The 16,312-nt window shown below is 62.6% G+C and carries 14 protein-coding genes, 1 tRNA gene and 1 riboswitch; of the genes, 9 read left to right on the top strand and 6 right to left on the bottom strand.

The window, feature by feature from the left end:
* Positions 1-52 precede the first annotated feature (52 nt).
* The 4 genes from FJ951_RS02025 to FJ951_RS28345 all read left to right on the top strand — a co-directional run bounded on the left by FJ951_RS02025 (position 53) and on the right by FJ951_RS28345 (position 4,389).
* Positions 53-1,543, top strand: a complete 1,491-nt coding sequence (locus tag FJ951_RS02025) for a hypothetical protein (RefSeq protein ID WP_140513267.1) — start codon at positions 53-55, stop codon at positions 1,541-1,543.
* Positions 1,544-1,745: 202 nt separating this feature from the next.
* Positions 1,746-3,638: an acyltransferase family protein gene (locus FJ951_RS02020; protein WP_140513265.1), complete on the top strand. Its 1,893-nt coding sequence runs from the start codon at positions 1,746-1,748 to the stop codon at positions 3,636-3,638.
* A 108-nt stretch (positions 3,639-3,746) separates the two neighbouring features.
* A tRNA-Gly gene (locus tag FJ951_RS02015) sits at positions 3,747-3,820 on the top strand.
* Between the two features lie 203 nt (positions 3,821-4,023).
* Positions 4,024-4,389 carry a hypothetical protein gene (locus tag FJ951_RS28345; RefSeq protein WP_181168516.1) on the top strand — a complete coding sequence of 122 codons (366 nt, stop codon included), beginning with the start codon at positions 4,024-4,026 and terminating at the stop codon, positions 4,387-4,389.
* On the opposite strand, the gene FJ951_RS02005 is transcribed toward FJ951_RS28345, so the two are convergent.
* Positions 4,367-5,356 carry a LysR family transcriptional regulator gene (locus tag FJ951_RS02005; protein ID WP_140513261.1) on the bottom strand — a complete coding sequence of 330 codons (990 nt, stop codon included), beginning with the start codon at positions 5,354-5,356 and terminating at the stop codon, positions 4,367-4,369. The genes FJ951_RS28345 and FJ951_RS02005 overlap by 23 nt on opposite strands.
* A 288-nt stretch (positions 5,357-5,644) precedes the next feature.
* Here FJ951_RS02005 and chvE point away from each other — a divergent pair, with 288 nt between their 5' ends.
* From chvE to araD1, 4 genes are all read left to right on the top strand, one after another.
* Positions 5,645-6,715 (top strand): multiple monosaccharide ABC transporter substrate-binding protein, encoded by a 1,071-nt coding sequence (gene chvE, locus FJ951_RS02000; protein WP_140496611.1) that lies wholly within the window; start codon positions 5,645-5,647, stop codon positions 6,713-6,715.
* A gap of 98 nt (positions 6,716-6,813) precedes the next feature.
* Entirely contained in the window at positions 6,814-8,346 is a 1,533-nt protein-coding gene (gene mmsA / locus FJ951_RS01995) for a multiple monosaccharide ABC transporter ATP-binding protein (RefSeq protein WP_140496613.1), read from the top strand.
* Positions 8,343-9,635: a multiple monosaccharide ABC transporter permease gene (gene mmsB / locus FJ951_RS01990; RefSeq protein ID WP_140496616.1), complete on the top strand. Its 1,293-nt coding sequence runs from the start codon at positions 8,343-8,345 to the stop codon at positions 9,633-9,635. Before mmsA ends, mmsB begins: the two co-directional genes overlap by 4 nt.
* Positions 9,636-9,836: 201 nt before the next feature.
* Positions 9,837-10,829: an AraD1 family protein gene (araD1, locus tag FJ951_RS01985; RefSeq protein WP_140496620.1), complete on the top strand. Its 993-nt coding sequence runs from the start codon at positions 9,837-9,839 to the stop codon at positions 10,827-10,829.
* Positions 10,830-10,877: 48 nt separating this feature from the next.
* On the opposite strand, the gene FJ951_RS01980 is transcribed toward araD1, so the two are convergent.
* Both FJ951_RS01980 and FJ951_RS01975 read right to left on the bottom strand, forming a co-directional pair.
* Positions 10,878-11,651 carry an ABC transporter substrate-binding protein gene (locus FJ951_RS01980; RefSeq protein ID WP_140513259.1) on the bottom strand — a complete coding sequence of 258 codons (774 nt, stop codon included), beginning with the start codon at positions 11,649-11,651 and terminating at the stop codon, positions 10,878-10,880.
* A 98-nt stretch (positions 11,652-11,749) separates the two neighbouring features.
* Positions 11,750-12,844: a 2'-deoxycytidine 5'-triphosphate deaminase gene (locus FJ951_RS01975; RefSeq protein WP_140496624.1), complete on the bottom strand. Its 1,095-nt coding sequence runs from the start codon at positions 12,842-12,844 to the stop codon at positions 11,750-11,752.
* Between the two features lie 77 nt (positions 12,845-12,921).
* Positions 12,922-12,999, top strand: a riboswitch (SAM riboswitch).
* 57 nt (positions 13,000-13,056) lie between these two features.
* On the opposite strand from FJ951_RS01975, the gene FJ951_RS01970 reads away from it, so the two are divergent.
* Positions 13,057-14,244 (top strand): O-succinylhomoserine sulfhydrylase, encoded by a 1,188-nt coding sequence (locus tag FJ951_RS01970; RefSeq protein WP_140513257.1) that lies wholly within the window; start codon positions 13,057-13,059, stop codon positions 14,242-14,244.
* Positions 14,245-14,265: 21 nt separating this feature from the next.
* Here FJ951_RS01970 and FJ951_RS01965 read toward each other — a convergent pair whose 3' ends face one another.
* The 3 genes from FJ951_RS01965 to FJ951_RS01955 all read right to left on the bottom strand — a co-directional run bounded on the left by FJ951_RS01965 (position 14,266) and on the right by FJ951_RS01955 (position 16,104).
* Positions 14,266-14,592, bottom strand: coding sequence for a BrnA antitoxin family protein (locus FJ951_RS01965; RefSeq protein ID WP_140496628.1), 327 nt, complete (start codon positions 14,590-14,592; stop codon positions 14,266-14,268).
* Positions 14,576-14,845: a BrnT family toxin gene (locus FJ951_RS01960; protein ID WP_140513255.1), complete on the bottom strand. Its 270-nt coding sequence runs from the start codon at positions 14,843-14,845 to the stop codon at positions 14,576-14,578. Before FJ951_RS01960 ends, FJ951_RS01965 begins: the two co-directional genes overlap by 17 nt.
* 107 nt (positions 14,846-14,952) lie before the next feature.
* Entirely contained in the window at positions 14,953-16,104 is a 1,152-nt protein-coding gene (locus FJ951_RS01955; RefSeq protein WP_140513253.1) for a ceramide glucosyltransferase, read from the bottom strand.
* Between the last annotated feature and the right edge of the window lie 208 nt (positions 16,105-16,312).

Raw genomic sequence — 16,312 nt, 5'->3', positions numbered from 1 at the left:
CGCGACGGGACCTCTCGACCGGAACGAACGCGAAATGGCCGGGAGCCGCGACATGAACCAAGCCACGGCAATCGCGATGGCTACGCCGTCGCTCGAGGATGCACAGCGCAGCAGGCTGTTGTTCTGTCTTTTCTGCGCCTGCACCGTTGCCTACGTGCTGATGAGGCATGCCAACTCCCTCCTTCTGGATCCTGACAGCTGGTGGCAGGTGAAGGTCGGGCTGGATTTCCTGGCGAACCGGACATTTCCGACCGTCGACCCCTATTCCTATACCTTCGCCGGCCAGCCCTGGATCGCCAAGGAATGGCTGGGGCAGGTGCTTCTGGCGCTCGCCTATGGGGCCGGTGGCTGGAATGGCGTCGTCACGCTGATCATCGCCACGGTCGGCCTGACAGTCTTCCTGATGGGATGGTTCCTCAGCGCATGGCTGAAGCCGGTGTTAGCGGTGGTGCTGGCTTTCGTCGCGGCTTTCCTTGTCGCCCCGATCTATACGGCGCGCCCCCACGTCTTCACTTTGCCGATCATCGTCATTTGGACGGCAATGCTGTTTCGCGCGGCGCAGGAGGAAAGAGCGCCATCCCCGTGGCTGCTCGCGCTCGTCGTGTTGTGGGCGAACCTGCATGCCACATTCACCTTGAGCTTCGTCATCGCCGGCTTTGCCGGTCTGTATCTCCTGTCGCGCACAGGCCTGTCGAAACCGGTTCTCCTGGCGAAATGGGTCGCGTTCGGCCTGCTCTGCCCAGTGGTCAGCCTGGTCCATCCCTATGGCGTCAAGGCCATCCTGGCGACGCTTACCGTCGCCTATGGCAATGAAGCGGTGCCGCTTATCCTGGAGTGGCGGCCCTTCAACGCCCAGGAAGAGCTCGTCAAGGAAGCCGTGATGCTGCTGGCGCTTTTCGGGCTGTTGGTGTCACGGCTGCGGATTGGCTGGGCCAAGGCACTGTTCATCGTCTTCACCTTGCATGCCTATCTCAGTCACCAGCGGTTCATGTATCTGTTCTTCCTTCTGGTTCCGCTGGTGATCATGGCTGAGGTCGCACAGCAATATCCCGCACTTTCAGCCGCGACCTGGCTGGCGCAAAAGCGCGACGGATTGGAAAATTTCTTCGCCAGGCATTACTACGCCATCTCAGGCGCGGTGGCCGTCCTGCTGATCGGCGCGGTCTCGGTCCTCGGCAGCGTCCAACAGATCGCGCCGAGCCCGAAGACGTCCGCCAGCGGAGCACTCGCCTTCGCAAGGGATCAGCACCTGTCCGGCAACGTGCTGAATTCCTACAATTTCGGCGGCACGCTGATCTTCCACGGGATCAAGACCTACATCGACGGCAGGACGGACCAGCTGTTCCTGGACGGGTTCACGAAAGCCGACGACGCGACCGGACACAGTGACGGCAAACCACTGCTCGAGGCCCGGCTGAAGAAATACGCCATAGGCTGGGCGCTGCTGGCGGCCGGCGACACCCGCATTCCCTTCTTCGAGGAATTGGGCTGGAAGCGGGCCTACGCGGACGAATACGCCGTGATCTACCTGCCCGGCGCCTGATCCGCGGCGCCAGCCCAAACCGGCTTCGGCCCTCCAGCATTCGCCTTGACACCGATGTTGCGGTGCAGCAAATTGCACCGGAGAGGACAAACAAAGTGGGATCGAGAATCAAGGCTTTCTCGCATCGCGGCAATGCCGCCGCATGGGCCGGTGAACCGGGTGCGCCACGACTGCCCCCGGCCACGGCGCGCGAACCGGCCGCATGAACTACCGACGCGACATCGACGGCCTGCGGGCCATAGCGGTGCTGCCTGTCGTCCTCTTTCATTTCGGCTTGTCCGCCATCCCAGGCGGCTTCACCGGCGTCGACATCTTCTTCGTCATATCGGGCTATCTGATCAGCGGCAGCCTGCTCGACGATCTCGAACGCGGCCAGTTCTCGATCGGCCGCTTCTATTGGCGCCGCGCGCGGCGCATCCTGCCGGCGCTGGCCTTCGTCATCGTGCTTGCAGGCACTGCCGCCTGGTTCATCCTTTTGCCATCGGACCTGCACGAATTCAGCCTCAGCGTCATCGCGGCCTCGACCTTCTGGTCGAACATCTATTTCTGGAAGACGACGAACTATTTCTCGATCGACGCCGAGCTGCGGCCGCTGCTGCACACATGGTCGCTCTCGGTCGAAGAGCAATATTACATCTTCGCGCCCATACTGGTGTACCTGATCTATCGCTATGCCTCGAAACGCTGGCTGACGATATTGCTGCCGATCGCGATCGGCAGTTTCGCCCTGGCGGTCATGGCGACCTCGATGGCGCCCACGGCGGGTTTCTACCTGTTGCCGACGCGCATCTGGGAACTGGCGCTGGGGGCCATGCTGATGCTGAGAAAGCCGCCGGCACTTGCCAACCGGCCGGCAATGGAACTGATCGGCCTCGCCGGCTTTGCCATGGTCGCCTTCGGCTTCGTCACGATTTCAGAGAGCGACCCCTTTCCGGGCTACAATGCCTTGTTCCCCTGCATCGGCACCGCCCTGCTCATCTATGCCGGCCACGAAAGGGCGGGCGAACAGGGGCCGGCAACCATCGCCACGCGGGTGTTGCAGTTTCCGCCGCTGGTCTGGATCGGCCTCATTTCCTATTCGCTCTACCTCGTTCATTGGCCGATCAATTCCTTCGTCCATTACGTTTCGCTGAAAGCCATCGGGGTGCCGACGATCATCGCCATGACCGTGGCAAGCTTCGCCCTGGCGGCGTTCTCGTGGACATATGTCGAGCAGCCGTTTCGGCGGAAACGGGCCTACACCGCACCGCTGCCTATCTTCGCCTTTTCCGCGACGGCAATCGTCCTGCTCTGCGTCGGCGGCGTGGCCGGGGCGCTCGGCAACGGTTTTCCGCAACGCTTCCCGGACTTTTCAACGGAACGGATCCAGGTTGGCGACTGGCGCAACGGCATCTGCTTCAACGAAGGCTCGAACCGGATCGAGGACTGGAACCTTGCCGCCTGCACCCGAACGAGCGGCTTTGCCACCAATGTGCTGTTGTGGGGCGATTCCTTCGCCGCTCACTATGTCTCGGGACTTGAAGCCAACGCCCAGAAAATCCAGGCTAACGTCATCCAATACACCTATGCCGGCTGCCCCCCGGACCTGACCTATTTTTCCTACGCCCGACCTGCCTGTACCAGCTTCAACGAGCGGGCCATGTCGATCATCCGCGAAGCCAACATTCAGGCCGTGATCCTGAGTGGCCGATGGACCGACTACGAGGTCAGGGGCTTCGGCGGTCTCCAGAAGACGATCGACCGGCTTCGCCAGATGGGCGTCAAGGTCTACGTCATCGGCCAGTCTCCCGAATTCATCGCCGACGTCCAGAAAATCGCCTTCTTCGCAAGACGAGGAGATACCGCGAACATGTCCTGGCCGATGGCCATGGATCCGGACATCAACAAGCGGGTTCTGCCCTTCGTCAAAGGCGCTGACTTCATAGACCCGCTGACCTATCTGTGCGACGCCGCAGGCTGCTCGTATGCCGATGCCGGCAACAAGCAATTTCTCTATTTCGACTATGGTCACTTCTCTTCCGCGGGCGCAGCACTCGCCATCTCGAGATACTGGCCGAGCTTTGCAGCCGGCACCGAGATCGCGAAAGTGAGATAGCAGACGGAACCGGCATGCGGCGCGCCGGTCGCTGGGACGGTACCGTGTGGAAAGTGAGCCGCTTTGCGATTGCCCGATGGCCAGCCCTCATGGTAACGAGGCTGCTGCGCGGGTATGATGTAATGGTAGCCTGTCAGCTTCCCAAGCTGAACGCGAGGGTTCGATTCCCTCTACCCGCTCCAGTCTGCGCCAAGGGTTTGAGCTCTTACCAAGCCGCTCCAACTACCGGTTTCTCGCGCAATTCCGGGAAAACCGCTCCAGCCGTTTTCCCGGTATCGTTTTAGAGCCAAACACTAACCCAGACGCGCCTGCGCCAGCAGCGGACATGGCGGCGACCGCGGCGCCAATAGCTGCGGCAGACCCTGCGCCAGGCGCGGCGGCGCCCATGACGACGGTGCCGGCGATGCCACCGGCGATGCGAGATCTGCTCCACCTCGGCTTGATCGTCTCCTTCGAAGACGGCCGCATCAGCCCTGTCGAGGTCGTCCTTATCGAGCTCGTCAAGGATTCCGTTGCCGTTCGGGACCCCGGCAACTGCTCTGCCAGGCCTGGCCAGGCCTGCAAAAGCAACTGCCCCCGCGACGCCAAGCATTCCAGTAAGAAACAACCGACGTTCCATCAAAATCTCCCGAGTTGTTTATCATCGGCGCATCGTTCCCCGGCTCAAAACGAGCTCCGGCGCGAACGCCGATTGGCCTTTGAACGCACTTACCTGGTTTTTGTTCCGGTCACCCCACTTCGCGCAGGATGAAATCATGCAGCATCTTCGCCGCCGGCGACAGCGCACGGTTCTTCACTGTGATCAGGCTGTAAGGCCGAACCTCGATGTCGAATTCGGTCTGCACGACGTCGATGGCGCCGGCCAGCCCTTCGGGATTCTGGATGAATTTCGCCACCTGGACCGAGACCGGCGCGATGGCGTCGGAGTGCGCGACCATGACCAGGGTCAGGAGCAGCGAACTGGTGTTGAGGATGCGGTCCGGCAGCGCGATGTTGCGGTTCAGGAAATTGCTCTCCATGGCCTGGCGCAGCGGCGAGCCGCCGGACTGGAAAACCCAGTCATAGGCCGCGGTCTCCTCCAACCGCACCGCCTTGCCCTCGGTCAGCGGATGGCCCCGGCGCACGATCAGGCAGGCTTTCTCGACGCCGATCACACGGGACTCGAACAGCCGCGGGTTGAGATCGTCGGGGATGCGCGCGATGATGAAGTCATGGCGCGACGCGATCAACTCGCGCGCCAGCACGTTGGAGGTCTCGACCTGCATGGTGATCTCGATGCGCGGGTAGATGCGGCGGATTTCGCGGATCGCCGGCACCGCGAGCTCGATCGCGGGCGCCGTCACCGCACCAAGGAACACCGAGCCGCCCTTGCCCGCCTTGAGTTCGGAGATCTCGCGATCGACCTCGCGCATCTCCAAGAGGATGGAGCGCGCGCGCCTGGCGAGCGCCTTGCCATAGGGCGTCAAGGTGACGCCGCGCGGCAGCCTTTCGCAGAGCGTGACGTCCAGCACGGCTTCCATCTCGGCGATCATGCGCGAGGCCGCCGGCTGTGAGATATTCATGACCTGGGCGGCGGAACTGACCCGGCCGTGATCGTCCAGTGCAACGATCATGCGCATATGGCGCAGGCTGAGGCCGCTGCGCAGCAGGGTCTCGCCGTCACCGGGGAGCACCTCGTAACCTTCTGAAATCCCGCCAGGATTGCGCAACGTTGCCATTGATTTCCCTTCGCTCCCAATGCCCTTGAGTTTAGCGTCAACGTATACCAGTTTCGGTATAGCAATCATCAAAGATCGCATTTGACAGTTATGGCAAAGGGACACACCCTTCGCGCGTCCTGGGGCGTGCCAGTCGATGACGAGGAAATCGTGTCGATTGAAATCAGTCCCAGGGCCGATTGGGAGGATACCGGAGATCGATAGACGACAGCGGCGCTTGCGCTCCTGCTCGCCTGCGCGGCCCGCGAAGCCCCGAGGTGTCGCGTCCATCAACCAGGGAGAGTAATTGTGAAGATCATCAAGACGCTGGCCGCCGTCGCGGCCCTTGGCATCGCTGCCATGACCTATTCGGCGCACGCCGCCGACAAGGGTCTCGTCGGCGTGCTGATGCCCACCAAGACCTCGCAGCGCTGGATCAACGACGGCGATGCCGTCAAGTCCCAGCTCGAGGCTTTGGGCTATACGGTCGACCTGCAATATGCGCAGGACGACATCCCCAACCAGCTCAGCCAGCTGGAAAACGAAATCACCAAGGGTCCGAAGGCGCTGATCATCGCCTCGATCGACGGCACCACCCTGTCGGATGCGCTGCAGAAGGCCGCTGATGCCGGCGTCGTCGTCGTCGCCTATGACCGCCTGATCAAGAAGACGCCCAATGTCGACTACTACACCACGTTCGACAATTTCGGCGTCGGCGTGATCCAGGCGAATTCGCTGGTCAAGGGCCTCAAGGAGCGCTTCCCGAATACCAAGCCGTGGAACGTCGAACTGTTCGGCGGCTCACCCGACGACAACAACGCCTTCTTCTTCTACAACGGCGCGATTTCCGTCCTGCAGCCGCTGATCGATGACGGTTCGATCAAGATCAAGTCCGGCCAGACCGGCATGGACAAGGTCGGCACGCTGCGCTGGCTCGCCGCCACCGCCCAGGCGCGCATGGACAATCTGCTGTCAGCCAACTATTCGGACGGCAGCCGCGTCGATGGCGTTCTGTCGCCCTATGATGGCCTGTCGCGCGGCATCACCGCCTCGCTGCGCGCTGTCGGTTACGGCACGGAGGCCCAGCCGTGGCCGATCGTGACCGGCCAGGACGCCGAGACCGCCTCGGTCAAGCTGATCATCTCGGGCGAGCAGTACTCGACCGTGTTCAAGGACACCCGCGAACTGGCCAAGGCCACCGTCGAGCTCGTCGACAAGGTGCTCTCGGGCGGCAAGCCGGAAGGCCTCGACACCAAGACCTACAACAACGACGTCAAGGTCGTTCCCTCGATCCTGCTGACGCCGCATGAGGTCGACAAGTCGAACTACCAGGCCCTGGTCGTCGACTCCGGCTACATCAAGGCCGACGAACTGAAGTAAATTCGGTTGTATAGCCAGGGGTCCTGCGCAACGCAGGGCCCCTTTTCGTTCACCAGCGACCCCGGTATTGTTGCGGGTCTCGCAGGAGCACTTTACCCATGGCCTCGACGATTTTGGAGATGCAGGACATCACCAAGACGTTTCCCGGCGTCAAGGCGCTGTCGAACGTCAACCTTCGGGTCGAGGAAGGCGAGATCCACGCCGTGGTCGGCGAGAACGGCGCCGGCAAATCGACGCTCATGAAGGTGCTGTCGGGCGTCTATCCCTCCGGCACCTATGACGGCCAGATCATCTTTCAGGGCCAGGAATGCCAGTTCAAAGGCATTCATGACAGCGAACGCAAGGGCATCGTCATCATCCACCAGGAGCTTGCGCTGGTGCCGATGCTGTCGATCGCCGAAAACATCTTCCTCGGCAACGAACACGCCCGATACGGCGTCATCGACTGGAATGCCAACGAGGCGCGCACCAGCGCCCTGCTGAAGAAGGTGGGCCTCAAGGAGGACCCCAAGACGCTGATCACCAATATCGGTGTCGGCAAGCAGCAGCTGGTCGAAATCGCCAAGGCGCTGAGCAAGGAGGTCAAGCTCCTGATCCTCGACGAGCCGACGGCGTCGCTCAGCGAAAAGGACAGCCAGGCGCTGCTCGACCTTCTGCTCGAATTCAAGCGACAAGGCATGACCTCGATCCTGATCTCGCACAAGCTCAACGAGGTGAACCGGGTCGCCGACAAGGTGACCGTCATCCGCGACGGACGAACCATCGAGACGCTGTCCAGGAAGGACATCTCGGAAGACCGCATCATCACCTCGATGGTCGGCCGTTCGCTCGACGACCGCTATCCGCCGCGCGAGCCCGATATCGGCGAGGTCGTGTTCGAGGTGAAGAACTGGTCGGTCTATCACCCGCTCCATGCCGAGCGGCAGGTGATCAAGGGCATCGACATCAATGTGCGCAAGGGCGAGGTGGTCGGCATTGCCGGGCTGATGGGCGCCGGGCGAACCGAATTCGCCATGAGCCTGTTCGGCCGCTCCTATGGGCGCCGCATCACCGGCGAGGTGCTGCTCAAGGGCAAGCCGATCGACGTCTCCTCTGTGAGCAGGGCGGTCGAACACGGCATTGCCTATGTGACCGAGGATCGCAAGACCTACGGCCTCAATCTCATCGACCATATCAAGCACAACATTACGCTGGCCAATCTCGGCGGCGTGTCGCGCCACAGCGTGATCGACGATTTGCGCGAGCTTGCCGTCGCCAACGACTATCGCAAGCAGACCAACATCCGCGCCTCCAGCGTCTATCAGATGACCGGCAATCTTTCCGGCGGTAACCAGCAGAAGGTGGTGCTGTCGAAATGGCTGTTCGCCGACCCGGAAGTGCTGATCCTGGACGAGCCGACGCGCGGCATCGATGTCGGCGCCAAATATGAAATCTATACGATCATCGCGCGCCTTGCGGCCGAAGGTAAGGCGATCGTGGTCATCTCGTCGGAAATGCCAGAACTGCTCGGCATCACCGACCGCATCTATGTCATGAACGAAGGCCGCATCGTCGGCGAAATGCCCGCGGCGGACGCAAGCCAAGAAAGAATAATGCGCGCCATCGTTCGGGGAGAAGGAAAAGCAGCATGAGCACGGAAAGCGCCCCCGCCCCGCAAAGCAACGTCGCCGAAGATGTAGGGCAGCGTCCACGCATCGCCGTATCGGCGCTGGCGACGAACCTGCGCGAATACGGCCTGATCCTGGCGCTGATCGCCATCATGGTGTTCTTCCAGTTCACCACCTCGGGAACGCTGTTCAAGCCGGTGAACCTGAGCAATCTGGTGCAGCAGAACTCCTTCATCATCGTGATGGCGCTCGGCATGCTGCTGGTCATCGTATCGGGTCATATCGACCTCAGCGTGGGGTCCGTGGCCGGCTTCATCGGCGCGCTGGCGGCGATGATGATGGTGATCTGGCCTCTCGGCATATTCAGCAACCCGCTGGTGGTCTCCATCGTCTGCCTGATCGTGGGCGGCCTCATCGGCGCGGCGCAAGGCTACTGGATCGCCTATCACCGAATACCGAGCTTCATCGTGACGCTGGCCGGCATGCTGATCTTCCGCGGCATCTGCCAGGCGCTGCTCGGCGGCGGATCTTCGGTCGGGCCGCTGCCGCCCGAGTTCAAGGCACTCAGCTCCGGCTTCATTCCAGATGTCATCGGACCGCTGACGCTGATCCCGCCAACGGTGAATGCAGCCGGCAAGACGATTATGGGCAGCGGCCTGACGCTGCACATGACGACGATCGTGCTGGGCCTGATCGCCGTGCTGGCCTATGCCTATTTCGGGCTGCGGACGCGACGCAAACGCGAACGCCACGGCTATGAGGCCGAGCCGTTTACCCTGTTCGTCATCAAGACGCTGGTCGGCAGCGCGCTGGCGCTGTTCCTGGTCTACCAGTTCGCCAGCTATCGGGGCCTGCCGGTGGTGCTGCTCGTCATGGGCTTGCTGATCTCACTGTTCGTCTTCGTCACCAAGCGCATGACGATCGGCCGCCGCATCTATGCGATGGGCGGCAATGCCAAGGCCGCGCAGCTGTCGGGCATCAAGACCGAGCGGCTGACGCTTTACGTGTTCGTCAATATGGGCGTGCTGTCGGCGCTTGGCGGCCTGATCATCGCGGCGCGTCTCGGCCAGGCCGTGCCGGCGGCAGGCCTCGGCAGCGAGCTCGACGTCATCGCCGCGGTGTTCATCGGCGGCGCCTCGGCGATGGGCGGCGTCGGTCAGGTCATCGGCGCGGTGGTCGGCGGCTTTATCATGGGCGTGATGAACAACGGCATGTCGATCATGGGCGTCAATGTCGACTGGCAGCAAGTGGTCAAGGGCCTGGTGCTGCTCGGCGCCGTGATCTTCGACGTCTACAACAAGAACAAGGCCTGAACAGGTTTCAGGCGAGGCAAGCAGGAGGCATACGGTCGCGGCGCTGCCGGCAATTCGCCGGCTTGAAGAAGTCCTTCAGGGACCGGGCTCGCGAGCGCAATCCGGACGAAGAGTTCAACCCGTGGCACGGCCAGTCCGAGCCGCGCAGGTCAGGGTTTGCCAGAAGGCAGCCATGCCAAGACATATGAGAGAGGACTGATCATGCTGATCTCGCAGATTCTCGACGACGCCGAGACCATCCGTGTCGTTGCCCGCACAGGCGGCAAGACCCGGATCATCAACGGCGCACGCAGCGTCTATTCGCTGGCGATGGAAGCCGCTCGTACCGGCGTCGGCCTTGCCGCGTTGATCGAACGCAAGGGGCTCGGCGAGACCGTCGATCTCGACGCCGCCTACAAGAAGGGGCGGCTGCTGTCGCCGATCAATCATCCCGATCCGGCGCATCTGCATCTGACCGGCACGGGGCTAACGCATCTCGGCTCGGCGGCGACGCGCGATTCCATGCACAAGAAGCTCAGCACCGACGGCGAGGAGCAGCTCACCGATTCCATGAAGATGTTCCGCATGGGGCTGGAAGGCGGCAAACCCGCGAAAGGCCAGATCGGGGTGCAGCCGGAATGGTTCTACAAGGGCAATGGCACGATGGCCGTGGCGCCGGGTGCCGCGCTCCTGTCGCCGGCCTTCGCCAAGGATGCCGGCGAGGAGCCCGAGGTTGCCGGCATCTATGTCATCGGCGACGACGGCGCGCCGTTCCGGGTCGGCTTCACGCTGTCCAACGAATTTTCCGATCATGTGACCGAACGCGTGAACTACCTCTTTCTCGCCCATTCCAAGCTGCGCAACGCTTCCTTCGGACCGGAGATCCTGGTCGGCGACCTGCCCGCCGACATCAGGGGCTCCTCACGCATCTGGCGCGACAGCAAGTTGATGTGGGAAAAGCCGTTCCTGTCGGGCGAAGCGAACATGTCGCACACCATCGCCAATCTCGAACACCACCATTTCAAATATTCGGCTTTCCGCCAGCCGGGCGACGTGCATGTGCACATGTTCGGCACCGCGACCCTGTCCTTCGCCGACGGCATCAAGACCGAGGCCGGCGACGTGTTCGAGATCGAGGCCGGCGATTTCGGCCTGCCGCTGCGCAATCCGCTCGAAATCGAACAGCCGGTGAAGGTGGCGGTGAAGGCGCTGTGAGATGAGCGTGATCTCCTCCCTGGTGGGAGGAGATCGGCAGCTTCCATCTCAATAAATATCGAAGTCGAAATACTTGTCCTGGATCTTCTTGTAGGTGCCGTCGGCGACGATGGCGTCAATGGCTGCGTTGAGCTTGTCGCGCAGCGCCGTATCCTCGAGACGCACGGCAATGCCGGCTTCGGTCTCGGTGCCCTTGACGTCACCGACCATCTTGCAGCAACCGTCGCTCGCCTTCTTCATCCAGTCCATCAGCACGAACTTGTCGGAAAGGACGGCGTCGAGGCGGCCGTTCTGGAGATCGGTGATTGCCTCTTCCTGGGTCGGATAGAGCTTCGCTTCGGCGCCGGCCTTGCCATAGACGTCCTGGGCGTAATTGGCCTGCGTGGTCGCCGCCTGGGCGCCGACCGTCTTGCCGGTGAGTGCCGCCGGTTCGGTCGAGGCGATGTCGCTGTCCTTCAGGGCGACGAGCGACAGCGGCGTCGTATAATATTTGTGGGTGAACGCGACCTGCTTCTTGCGCTCCTCGGTGATGCTCATCGAAGCGATGATGGCGTCGAACTTCTTGGCCTGCAGCGCCGGGATAATGCCGTCCCAGTCCTGGGTGACGATCTCGCATTCGACCTTCATCTGCGCGCACAAGGCGTTGGCGATGTCGATGTCGAAGCCCTCGACCTTGCCGTCGGGCGTGATGGTGTTGAACGGCGGATAGGCTCCCTCGGTGCCGATCTTGATTTTCTCCGCCGCATGCGCCGACAGGGCGCCGGCACCAAGGGTCAGCATGGCGGCGGCCGCCGTCGATACGATCCATTTCGAAATCTGCATTTTCATTCCCCTTGAGCGCCGCCACGTCGGCGGCCGGCGAGGCAGCCAAGCATGGCGAGCCGGCGCAGGCAAGTATCTTGCCTGACGGTGATGAGCGTTCAGGGCGCGGCGCGAAAGTGCTTGGACAGCTTCAGGCCCTGCGCCTGGTAGTTCGAGCCGAGCTCGGTGCCGTAAAGCGCCTGCGGCCGCTTCAGCATATGCTCGTAGACCAGCCGGCCGACGATCTGGCCATGATCGAGGATGAACGGCACCTCATGGCTGCGCACTTCGAGCACGGCGCGGCTGCCGGTGCCGCCGGCCGCCGAATGGCCGAAACCCGGATCGAAGAAGCCGGCATAGTGGACACGGAACTCGCCCACCAGCGGATCGAAGGGCGTCATTTCGGCCGCGTAGAGCGGCGGCACATGCACCGCTTCCTGGCTGACGAGGATGTAGAACTCGTCCGGATCGAGCACCAGCTCGCCGGCGCCGCTCTTGTGGATCGGCTCCCAGAAGTCGACGATCTCCTGCGCCGCGCGTTTGTCGACATCGACGAGGCCGGTATGGTGTTTGCCGCGATAGCCGACCAGCCCGTCACTGTCGCCGTTGAGATCGATCGACAATGCGATGCCGCCGCCGGAGATGTTCGGCGGTTCGGTGGCGACCAGCATTTCGGCCCGGTGCAATTGATGCAACTCTGCTTCCGAGAGCAGCGCATTGCCGGTGCGGAAGCGTATCTGCGAAAGGCGCGAGCCGGCGCGCACGACGATCGGGAAGGTGCGTGGGCTGACTTCGAGATAGAGCGGACCATGATAGCCGGCGGCGATCTTGTCGAACTCGTGGCCGCGATCGGTCATCACGCGGGTGAAGATATCGAGCCGCCCGGTCGAGCTCTTGGGATTGGCGGACGCCGAAATTTCCGCCGGCAGCGCCAGGCTTTCGAGCAGGGGCACGATGTAGACGCAGCCGGTTTCCAGAACAGCGCCGTCGGCCAGGCTGATCTCGTGCAGCTTCAACCGGTCGAGTTTTTCACTGACCTTATGGTTGGGACCCGGCAGGAAGGACGCGCGCACCCGCCACGCCTTGTCGCCGAGCCTCAGATCAAGGCTGGCCGGCTGGATCTGGTCGGCGTCGAGCGCACGCGACGACTTCAGCGCGCCGGACTGGAACAGCGCCGCAATGTCCTGATCGGGAAGAATTCCTGTCTGCCGCAAAGTCTGGCTCCGCTCTGCTGGTACAAGTCTCTTAATGAAGCCGGCAATTGACGCAAGCGTGGCGCGGGTCTAAAGGGTCGTTATCCCGTGGTGATTTGGCCGGTCGGCTTGCAGCCACGTTAAACAAGTCGCTAAAGGACCGTCGGGCCGCAAGGCCGCATGGACCGGTTGCGACTTTTTCGCGGCCGGTTTTTTTGTGTTTGGATAGGACGATGACGAGCAAGACGCGCAACTGGAAGCCTCAGACCGCACTCGTGCATGGCGGAACCCTGCGTTCCGGCTTCGGTGAAACCTCCGAAGCGATATACCTGACCCAGGGCTATGTCTATGAGACGGCCCAAGCCGCCGAAGCCCGCTTCAAGGGCGAGGAACCGGGCTTCATCTATTCGCGCTACGCCAATCCGACCGTCGACATGTTCGAGAAGCGCATGTGCGCGCTCGAAGGCGCCGAGGACGCGCGCGCCACCGCATCCGGCATGGCGGCTGTGACGGCAGCACTCCTGTGCAGCGTCAAGGCCGGCGATCATATCGTCGCGGCGCGCGCCCTGTTCGGCTCCTGCCGCTGGGTGGTCGAGACGCTGGCGCCGCGTTACGGCATCGAGGCGACGCTGGTCGACGGCACCGATATCGCCAACTGGGAAAAGGCGGTGCGGCCCAACACCAAGCTGTTTTTCCTGGAAAGCCCGACCAACCCGACGCTTGAGGTGGTCGACATCGCCGCCGTCGCTTCGCTTGCCAATTCGATCGGCGCGCGGCTGGTCGTGGACAATGTCTTCGCCACGCCGCTGCAGCAGAAGCCGTTGCAGCTCGGCGCGCATATCGTGGTCTATTCGGCGACCAAGCACATCGATGGCCAGGGCCGATGTCTCGGCGGCGTCATTCTGTCGGACAAGAAGTGGATCGACGAGAACCTGCACGATTATTTCCGCCATACCGGCCCCAGCCTGTCGCCGTTCAATGCCTGGACGCTGCTGAAGGGCCTGGAAACGCTGCCGCTGCGCGTGCGCCAGCAGACGGAGAGCGCCGGCAAGATCGCCGATTTCCTGGCCGAGCAGCCGGAGATCGCCCGGGTGATCTATCCCGGGCGCGCCGACCATCCGCAGGCTGACGTCGTGAAGAAGCAGATGTCGGGCGGTTCCACCCTGATCTGCTTTGACGTCAAGGGCGGCAAGCAGGGTGCCTTCGCCTTGCAGAACGCGCTCGACATCGTCCTGATCTCGAACAATCTCGGTGACGCCAAAAGCCTGATCACCCATCCGGCGACGACGACGCACAAGAACCTCAGCGACGAAGCGCGCGCCGAGCTCGGCATCGGACCCGGCACGCTCAGGCTGTCGGTCGGGTTGGAAGATACCGACGATTTGCTGGACGACATCGCGCAAGCGTTGAAGGCCCGATGAGGACTGGTGGCAGACCGAGGATTACAGGCCTGCCGCTTTGCGCAACGCTTCGTTCATGCGCGTCTGCCAGCCATCACCACCGGCCCTGAAACGGTCGACAACATCGGCGTCGAGGCGCAACTGTACCGCACGTTTGGGTCGCGCAAGCGGCGGTCGGCCAACTTTGCGGCGCGAAGCGGCATCGGTCGGCTGCGCATCCGGATCGGCCTCGGCGGCGGCAGTGATCGCAGCATCTTCCTCGTCGGTCCTCGCGCCAAGCGCCTTTCTGGCGAGCCCCAAAGCATCAGCGCGCGACTGCTTTGGGGGAGTAGCCTCGCGGCGCACGATCGTCTTAGAGGTTTTCGACATAGTCCGTAATCTCCTGTCTCGTTGCCTTGCGTAGCGAAATTACGCGGATCGCATGGCTTCGCTCGACATAGACCATCACATAAACGCCAGCCTCGATCAGACCGATGGCAACAAGACGATCCTCGCCAAAATCCTCGCTGTCATCGAGCCGGATAACGGCATTGGCGAAATCGAAGGACGGAGCGATCGCGAAATCCACGCCATGCTTGGCCCTGTTTGTCTTTGCCTTGTTTTCATCCCACTCGAACAGCATCGCCGTCGGGGCGCTCCATAGGTTATTGTATACACAAAAATAGAGCCTAGTTCAACAATTTTTGTATATACGATAACCTTCCTCGACATCAAGCTGAACCGCCGACATCAAGCGCGGGAGGGCGTCTCTTCGAGCTCGGCCGCCTTGGTGCCGATGGTCATGGCGTTGCCGCGCCAGTCGACGGCCCCGCCCAGCCAACCGCGCATCCAGATCGCCGGCAACATCAGGTCGCGTGCGATCATCGCGGTGACGATGCGCGGCGACAGATACCAGCCCTTTGCCGAAGCGAGCATGCATTCCGGCAGGTAGGCGAGCGCCAGCACGCAAAGCGCTGTCATGGGCAGGCTGACGCCGGCGCTGGCCGCGGCGATCAGCGCCAGCACGAGCGGAGCCGCCACGCCGGTCAGGATCTCGGGCGCGAAGAAGAGCGGAAAGGTGACGCGGCGCAGGCGCGCCCAGCGGGCCTGGCGCGACCAGATCTCGCCCGGCATGCGCTGCCCGAGCGGCTGCTCGAAGGGCGAAGCGACGAGATTGACGCGCAGGCCGAGCCTGTTGACCAGTTTGGTCGACGCGGCATCCTCCGCGATCTCGGCGGCGAGCGCACGGATGCCGCCATTGGCGTCGAGCATCTGCTTGTTCCACAACATGCTCTTGCCCTGGGCAAAGCCGAGGCCAAGCGCCTCGCCGGCATATTGCCAGCGCGCCTGCAGCGTGTTGAGGAAAGCGCATTCGACTTCTGCCCAGAAGCCGTCGGGCCGCGAACCGATCGGCGTCGAGCAAACCAGGCCGGTGTCCCGCCGCCATGCCGCCATCAGGTGCTGGACGTAGTCTTTCGGCATCAGCACGTTGGAATCGGCGAGAATGACCCAGTCGTGGCGCGCTGCCTCCCAGCCCTTGACGCAGTTGTTCAGTTTCGGGTTGGCGCTGACGCGGTCGTCGCCGGTGAGCAGGCGGGCCGGCACGGCTGGAAAGCGGGCAATCGCGGCGCGGATCGGCTTGACCGCGGGGTCGTCGGCATGGGCGACACAGAAGATCAGTTCGTAGCGCGGCCAGTCGAGCGAGAAAGCGCGCTCAAGCGTCTCATGGGTAAACGGCTCGACGCCGCGCGCCGGGATGACGATCGAGACAGGCAGCGGCTTGCCGGCCGGCGGCGCGATGGCGGCGCGCCGTTTCAGGCGCGAGCAGGCGAGCAGGATGCTGGCGAGATTTGAGGCGATGAGAGCGATCCAAAGCGAGCCGGTTATGAGAGCGAGTTCCATCGATATCCGGTCACTCCAGAAAAACCGGCCCGCTTGGCGGCCGTTTTCGACAGTTCGACAGAGCGCCCGAGTCGCCCGGCATTGCTGGTGCACACCATCACTGTCATGTGTCACTCAAATGACATTGTTTGTCGGCACCTGCCCTTCAGGGACAGCAACTCGGACGCGCACGGTTGATCGAACCGCAAAGAGCGCCGAATGTTCCACA

The organism is Mesorhizobium sp. B2-2-3 (assembly GCF_006442405.1).
GTDB lineage: Bacteria > Pseudomonadota > Alphaproteobacteria > Rhizobiales > Rhizobiaceae > Mesorhizobium.
Note: the sequence above shows the minus strand (reverse complement) of the source record. Positions and strands in the feature narration are given on the sequence as shown.